Source organism: Anabaena sp. FACHB-1391 (assembly GCF_014696755.1).
GTDB classification, from domain to species: domain Bacteria; phylum Cyanobacteriota; class Cyanobacteriia; order Cyanobacteriales; family Nostocaceae; genus Dolichospermum; species Dolichospermum planctonicum.
This window is the reverse complement of the sequence record NZ_JACJQS010000025.1, coordinates 59,581-66,503: the sequence shown is the minus strand read 5'-3', so window position 1 is coordinate 66,503 and position 6,923 is coordinate 59,581. Positions and strand designations below refer to the sequence as shown.

5 protein-coding genes and 2 pseudogenes are annotated in these 6,923 nt (G+C 34.5%); 4 read left to right on the top strand and 3 right to left on the bottom strand.

Annotation, left to right across the window (positions count from 1 at the left end):
* Window positions 1–112: 112 nt before the first annotated feature.
* Both H6F62_RS13215 and H6F62_RS13210 read right to left on the bottom strand, forming a co-directional pair.
* Window positions 113–241, bottom strand: a pseudogene (locus tag H6F62_RS13215) (Uma2 family endonuclease); the annotation flags it as partial.
* A 529-nt stretch (window positions 242–770) separates the two neighbouring features.
* Window positions 771–1,079: an RNA-binding protein gene (locus tag H6F62_RS13210; RefSeq protein ID WP_137907267.1), complete on the bottom strand. Its 309-nt coding sequence runs from the start codon at window positions 1,077–1,079 to the stop codon at window positions 771–773.
* A 520-nt stretch (window positions 1,080–1,599) separates the two neighbouring features.
* On the opposite strand from H6F62_RS13210, the pseudogene H6F62_RS13205 reads away from it, so the two are divergent.
* The 3 genes and pseudogenes from H6F62_RS13205 to H6F62_RS13195 all read left to right on the top strand — a co-directional run.
* A pseudogene (locus tag H6F62_RS13205) lies at window positions 1,600–2,043 on the top strand (2OG-Fe(II) oxygenase); the annotation flags it as partial.
* A 35-nt stretch (window positions 2,044–2,078) separates the two neighbouring features.
* Window positions 2,079–3,227 carry an AAA family ATPase gene (locus H6F62_RS13200; protein WP_028085121.1) on the top strand — a complete coding sequence of 383 codons (1,149 nt, stop codon included), beginning with the start codon at window positions 2,079–2,081 and terminating at the stop codon, window positions 3,225–3,227.
* Window positions 3,224–3,970, top strand: a complete 747-nt coding sequence (locus H6F62_RS13195; protein WP_190372237.1) for a hypothetical protein — start codon at window positions 3,224–3,226, stop codon at window positions 3,968–3,970. The genes H6F62_RS13200 and H6F62_RS13195 overlap by 4 nt, the downstream gene beginning before the upstream one ends.
* Before the next feature lie 52 nt (window positions 3,971–4,022).
* Here H6F62_RS13195 and H6F62_RS13190 read toward each other — a convergent pair whose 3' ends face one another.
* The gene (locus tag H6F62_RS13190) at window positions 4,023–5,219 is read right to left on the bottom strand and encodes a 1-deoxy-D-xylulose-5-phosphate reductoisomerase (RefSeq protein ID WP_190372236.1); all 1,197 of its coding nucleotides are present in this window, start codon (window positions 5,217–5,219) and stop codon (window positions 4,023–4,025) included.
* A 348-nt stretch (window positions 5,220–5,567) separates the two neighbouring features.
* On the opposite strand from H6F62_RS13190, the gene H6F62_RS13185 reads away from it, so the two are divergent.
* On the top strand, window positions 5,568–6,920 hold the full coding sequence (locus H6F62_RS13185) for a hypothetical protein (RefSeq protein WP_242026009.1): 1,353 nt from the start codon (window positions 5,568–5,570) through the stop codon (window positions 6,918–6,920).
* Window positions 6,921–6,923: the final 3 nt, after the last annotated feature.

The following is a 6,923-nucleotide window of genomic DNA, read 5'->3' as shown; positions in this document are numbered from 1 at the left end:
GAAATAGTTGATAAAGTTATTTCTGTTGCTCTCGATTTGATGAATCCTCAACATTTAAAAAATTGGTTCACTAATTGTTGTTACTGTACCTCATAACACCGGGAAGTGCTGTATCTTCATGAAAACCTACCGGTGGATTCATTTCAACTATTACTCCATCATGTAATTCATAGCGTCCCTTATCAGGTAGCCATTCTATAAATTCTGCAAAAGTTACTATTTTTGGTAAGGCTTGAAGCATAATTTACTTACCTTTGTAAATTCAAAATTCTTCAAATTGCAGCGACTCCTAGAGGGAAGGATGGTTGTAAGCGAGTAGAAATAAGTCTAATCTCATTATTATATTGTGTATATACAACCACTAATATTTGACCAAGAGCATCCATTTTCCAAATTTAATCATGTTTTATTTTAGTTATTTTAGTTATTTTAGAATTGCTCGTTCCCGATTTTATCATTGAACTTAGATCAAAAACCGATAGACTCAAAACTGTTGATTAACCCTGCCAGAAAAAATGCAGGAATATATATATAAATAATGGTTTAGAATTGGGCTGGTTAATTGACCCCCAAAATCAATAAGTAGAAATTTACAGAGTGGAAAAACCTGTATAAATTGTTCAATTTCCCGTATTGCTTTCTGGAGAAGACCTATTACCAGGATTTGAATTGCCAGTTGAGAAAATTAATAGCAAAAAACTACCCACCCCGCTAACGGAATAGGTAATTTTTTTAGCATTTAATAACTAAAAGTCTTAGCTAAATTTCGCTTAGTAACGGTTACGTGAACCACCACCACCGTAGCCGCTACGACCACCAGCAGAAGGACCTCTGTCTTCTTTGGGTTTTGCCTTGTTCACTTTTAAGTCACGTCCCATCCATTCTGCACCATCAAGAGCTTCAATAGCAGCGGCTTCTTCAGCTTCAGTACCCATTTCTACAAAACCAAAGCCGCGCAAGCGACCTGTCTCACGGTCTGTAGGAAGTTGAACACGTTTCACAGCACCGTACTCTGCGAAAACTTGACTGAGAGCATCTTGTGTAACTTCATAAGAGAGGTTACCCACGTAAATTGACATAGAATATTTCCAAAATCATAAGATTGTAGAGATTTAGATTTCGGAGAGAAGTCTGTATATACCAAAAGGGAAAGCCTGTCAATACTAACAACAAACATTACTGCCGAATTAATTTCCACTCTCTCATCATTACACAAAAAATCGTAATTGTGCAAAGAAGTTTAAAAAATGTTATAAAAAGTAATATTTACTATTTATGAGCAGCCATTAATTAACTTTCCCCCCGCAACTCAACCTTAAACCTAAGCTTATCGCGGCTTTTCCAAATATTGACCAATCTGAAATGTTTACCAGCGCTGAAAATAATGCTTTTATGGTGCAATATTTAATACCATTTATTTTAATTTATTCCTCAAATACCGAATTATTGCCTTGAGTTCGCCAACAAACAGTTTAACACAGGGTTTTAGGATTGGTTGACACTTGCGCGTCTTTAGTCACCTAAATGATAAAAATTTATTGAAACCATTATCAGTAGGGTTTGCTAAAAAAGTTGTCTGTGGAGGTAGGCAAAGTTATCCAAAAATTCCCCTATTTTAAGCCTTATTTAGATTTTGCGCTTTTACCTAATTGTAATGCTTTTTATCTGAATCCTTTATTATTGAAAGCAGGTTCTCGCGTTGATCTCCATATTGATCGGTCTTTGCGTTCCTATTGTAAAACTGTTGAACCTCCCGCATTTGTAAGCGTGCTTTATGTGCGTGTACCAGAGGATATGCAAGGGGGAGAATTAGTGCTAAAATCGCAAAAACGCCAAGTTGGACAAATTAAACCCCAAACCAATTGTTTAATTTATTTTCAGGGTGATTTAACTCATTCTGTGAATGCAGTTACAACTGTGGGAAATCGGTTAAGTCTTGTGTGTGAACAGTATAGTTTGAGTGAAGATGAACCTGAGGAAATACCACAGTTTACATTAAAGTCGAGGGCTAATCAAGGGAATGGGAAAAAACAAAGGAAGTAAGTTATAATATCAACAATTTATATATTGTTTAAGTTATGAAAATCATTTCACTGCGACTCAAGAATAATTTTTTAGGTTGGGATTTTGATGAAGTTGATTTTTCATCAAATTTAACTCTTTTGGTAGGTGTTTCTGGTGCAGGTAAAACTCAAATCTTGCGTGCAATTCTAGATTTGAAAAGCATTGTAAATGGAAAAGCAATAAATGGTTTGGAATGGAAAATAAATTTTTATACTGTAAATAATACTGAGTTTATTTGGGAAGGTAGTTTTGAAACTATTGAAACGGATGAATCAACTTTTTATGAAGGCGAAAATGAAGATATCTTTTATGAAGATGAAGATGATTATCCTTCATTATTGTATGAAAAATTGACTTCACAAAATGATGTAATAATTGAAAGAAGTCCAGAAAAAATAAAATTTAAAAATATAGAAATGCCCAAGCTTTCTTCATATCAATCAATAATATATACATTGAGAGAAGAAAGTATGATCAAAGAAGCTTATGATGCTTTAAATAAAATAGAATATCGTGATCAGACAAGAAACGGACTAAACGTATATAGAATATCCGACAAACCATTGCATTTTCTTACAAGTAAATATAAAACTTTAGAGAGTATAATCAATAGTGATGAAAATATCCATGCAAAATTATATTTTGTACATGAAAATAAGCTGAATATTTTCAATAAAATTAAGTCAAAATTTATTGAAATTTTTCAACAAGTAGAAGATATAAAAATTAAGCTTCTGCATACACATCATACATCAACTGGTCGTCTTTTTATTCCTTTTATTTTCATAAAAGAGAACTGTGTACCTCAATGGATTAGAGATGATAAGATGTCTTCGGGTATGTTACGAACACTTATTCATATTAGTGAAATATATCTTTCAACTCCGGGAACTGTAATATTAATTGATGAATTTGAAAATAGCTTAGGGATAAATTGTATTGATATATTAACTGATGACTTAATTCATGAAAATAAAAATTTACAATTTATAGCTACCAGTCATCATCCTTATATTATCAATAATATTCCTTATGAATATTGGAAAATCGTTACTCGTAAAGGTGGACACATTAATATTCGTAATGCGTCAGATTATCATTTAGGTAAATCTAAACAAGAAGCATTTCTTCAATTAACTAAAATTCTCGAAAAACAATTATGAATTTCTATTTTGTATTTGAGGGGAAAACGGAAGCGATTGTTTATAAAAAGTGGTTATCTGTACTTCTTCCAAATTTAACGGAAGTGGATAGTTTTGATACTGTCAGTCAGAATAACTATTATTATGAAAGTGATATGGGTGTTCCTGACTGTTATCGAGTTGCTGCTAATGCTATTCAAGAAATTAACGAAGTACCAAAATATGACTACTTGGTGCTATTCACAGACGCAGATAGGTTGACTATTTCCGAGAAAAAAGCAGAAGCATTCGAGAAAATTAAACTCAATTTACAAAATAAACCTTTTCAAACTTTACCAGAAGATTGTCAATTAGAAATTATTATCCAAAAAGTTTGTAAAGTTTGTATTGAAACTTGGTTTTTAGGAAATAGAAACTTTTTTGTTAGAAACCCACAAAACAACGAAATTTTAAAAAAATATATCAAGTATTTTGATGTCAGTCAAAGTGATCCTGAAGATTTAGCAAGTGAGTTTGAACAAAACGAAGAAAATACACGAGAGATTTTTGGATATAAAACAAAAGCTTTATTTCATGAAGGTTATTTGAGAGAGATTTTCAAAGAACGTAATTTATCCTATAGTAAATCTAGACCAAAAGAAGTACAAGAAAAATTTTATCTTGAACAATTATTAACCAGAATTAAAACAAACCCAGATCATTTACATAGTTTTCAAAAGTTCATAGAATTTTGCTCAAAAATAGATGTGCAAGAAAATACATAAAATATAATCCTACACTAATCCTATTCGGTGCAGTGTAGGACTATCATAACTTTTAACCCACCGAGATTATTTGTGGTCGTGTTGCTACTTTTTCCATGGCCGCAAAAACTTCTTTTCTAGCCCATTGATCTGCGTTTAAAATGTCATCTAAAGTGGGATTTTGTTGGTTATCATGTTGATGGCGATCGCAGACAAATTCGATACATTTAGGAATATCTAAAAATTGAATTTTCTCATCCAAAAATAACGCTACAACTTGTTCATTTGCCGCATTTAATACAGCGGGCATAGAACCACCAGCCCTACCAGCAGCATAAGCTAAACGCATACAGGGATATTTTTGATGATCTGGTTCACGGAAAGTTAAATCACCAGATTTGACTAGATTCAATCTTTCCCAATTAGTGTAAATTCGCTCTGGCCAAGATAAAGCATAAAGCAAAGGTAAACGCATATCTGGCCAACCCAGTTGGGCTAAAACTGAAGTATCTTGTAATTCTATTAATGAGTGAATAATACTTTGGGGATGAATGACAATTTCGATGTTGTTATAATCTACCCCAAATAAATAATGAGCTTCAATGACTTCCAGACCCTTATTCATCAAAGTTGCAGAATCTACGGTGATTTTTCGTCCCATTGACCAATTAGGATGTTTAAGAGCATCCGCAACTTTTACCGTTGCTAATTTTTCTACAGGCCAATCTCGGAAAGCACCACCGGAAGCGGTAAGTAATATCTTCCGTAACCCATCTTTGGGAACACCTTGGAGACATTGGAAAATGGCGGAATGTTCGGAATCTGCTGGTAATAATTTCACTCCGTGTTTTTCTACTAAAGGTAAAACTACGGGAGCGCCAGCAATCAGAGTTTCTTTATTGGCTAAAGCAATATCTTTACCAGCTTCAATGGCGGCGATAGTCGGTAATAAACCTGCACAACCAACAATACCAGTAACAACGGTTTGAGAATCGCCATAACGAGCAACTTCTATCACTCCCTGCTCTCCAGCCAGTAAAATGGGTTGGGGATTTAAATCTTTAATGGCTTCTTTGAGTTCTGGTAATTTATCAGCAGCGGAAATGGCGGCGATTTCCGGGCGAAATTGGCGAATTTGCGCCGCAAATAACTCCACATTCCTGCCAGCAGCTAATCCAACAATGCGGAACTTATCTGGGTGTTCACAGACGATATCTAGGGTTTGAGTACCAATTGAACCAGTAGAACCAAGTAGGGTAATGGCTTTCACAATTTTTTAAGAATTAATAGATAATTTTAACTATAAATGCCTTGGGACTCGTTGATCAGGGGAATTTTTACAATCATCAGACTTACTGACCAATTGCAAATTGTAGGTATATTTAGATAAATCTACATGATATGATTTTAATCATAATTAAACGCAGATAAACGCAGATAAACGCAGATAAACACAGATAGACTCTGATACATGAATGGATTTCATGATTCCGTGCAGTTTTAGATGAAATTGGTATTAATGCTACATTAATTAATCTCTATGACAACCTTTGCTATTTTCGCCATTAATGCTTAACATTACTTAAAAGTAACATCAAATCAGGAAAAACAAAAGCCTATGGTTAAAGCACAAATAGCGATCGCTTCTCTTCGAGACGCTGCCCGTAGCTTGCCTATAATCGCTACCAGCATCGCTAAATTTATTTGGACGGATGATTTCTTATTTCCCGCTGCTATGTGGTTTTTAAGTCGTCTATTGGTGGGGATTTCTATGTTGCTGATTGCTCCCAATCTCCCCCCATTACCAGATGGAATTACGCCCCATTTGGGCTGGGGGATTTTTAATGTTTGGGATACTGTACATTATCGGGCGATTGTTACTGAAGGCTATGAATTTGTTGATGATGGTAAACAACATAATTTAGCATTTTTCCCCCTGTTTCCTGTCAGCATTTTTATCTTCATGAAATTGGGTTTTTCCTTTGAAATAGCTGGATTAATCATCAATAATTTAGCATTTTTAGGTACAGTTTATTGTTTATATTCTTGGGTAAAAAAACAATCTGGCATCAGTGCAGCCCATTGGACAATTGCTGTCATAACTTGTTGTCCCATGTCTTTATTCACAGGAGTAATTTACACAGAAGGTTTATATTTGTTATTGAGTACAATAGCTTTACGTTCCTTTGATCAAAAACAATATATTTGGACAGCAATTTGTGGAGCAATGGCAACAGCAACACGCCCCACAGGCATGGTATTAATCCCCGCATTTTTAATCACAGCTTGGCGACAGAATAAACCACCAATTGCCTATATAGCAGGTTTATTATCCGCTACAGGTTTATTAGTATTCAGTGTGTATTGTGGGCTAAATTTTGATAATTTTTTAGCCTTCATTGCTGCACAAAAAGGGTGGCGGCCTTCCTTAGGTTTTGATTGGGAAGGTTGGTTAAATATGTTTATGCAAATTCCTTTTGGCAACAATTGGTATTTTGGTTGGGTAGAAAATGATGAAGGTGGAGTTAAAGACTTTTGGTATCCGCTGTTTTTTAGTTTAATTGTCATTAGTTCTTCTTGTTTATTCTATTGGCGTAAATATTTCCATCCCCAGATATTCCGTGCTGCTTATGTCATAGTCATATTATTATTAATAATTGCAGACCAAGGATTAATAAATAATTTGCTCAACCTATCTATGATATTAGGTAGTAGCTACCTGTTATGGTATTTCCGTCAGCAACTAACTCCCATTATGGTAGTTTATGGTTTTTGTGGTATTGGTTTACTTTTAGCTTCTGGTGGGACAATTTCTTTAAGTCGTCTTGCTTATGGCATTGTACCTCTGAGTGCAGCTATAGGTGTCTGTTTGTCTCGCTATCCCCGTCAAGCTTATTTATTGATGGGTATATTTATCACTTTGTTAAGTAAATTAGCAGTGGGTTTTGCCCAGGAAATTTGGGTTGGTTGAGGA

What these genes read in the sequence shown, in the direction of transcription:
- H6F62_RS13210 (WP_137907267.1), bottom strand. Translation starts at nt 1,079, where the DNA reads ATGTCAATTTACGTGGGTAACCTCTCTTATGAAGTTACACAAGATGCT.
- H6F62_RS13200 (WP_028085121.1), top strand. Translation starts at nt 2,079, where the DNA reads ATGAAAATCATTTCACTGCGACTCAAGAATAATTTTTTAGGTTGGGAT.
- H6F62_RS13195 (WP_190372237.1), top strand. Translation starts at nt 3,224, where the DNA reads ATGAATTTCTATTTTGTATTTGAGGGGAAAACGGAAGCGATTGTTTAT.
- H6F62_RS13185 (WP_242026009.1), top strand. Translation starts at nt 5,568, where the DNA reads ATGGTTAAAGCACAAATAGCGATCGCTTCTCTTCGAGACGCTGCCCGT.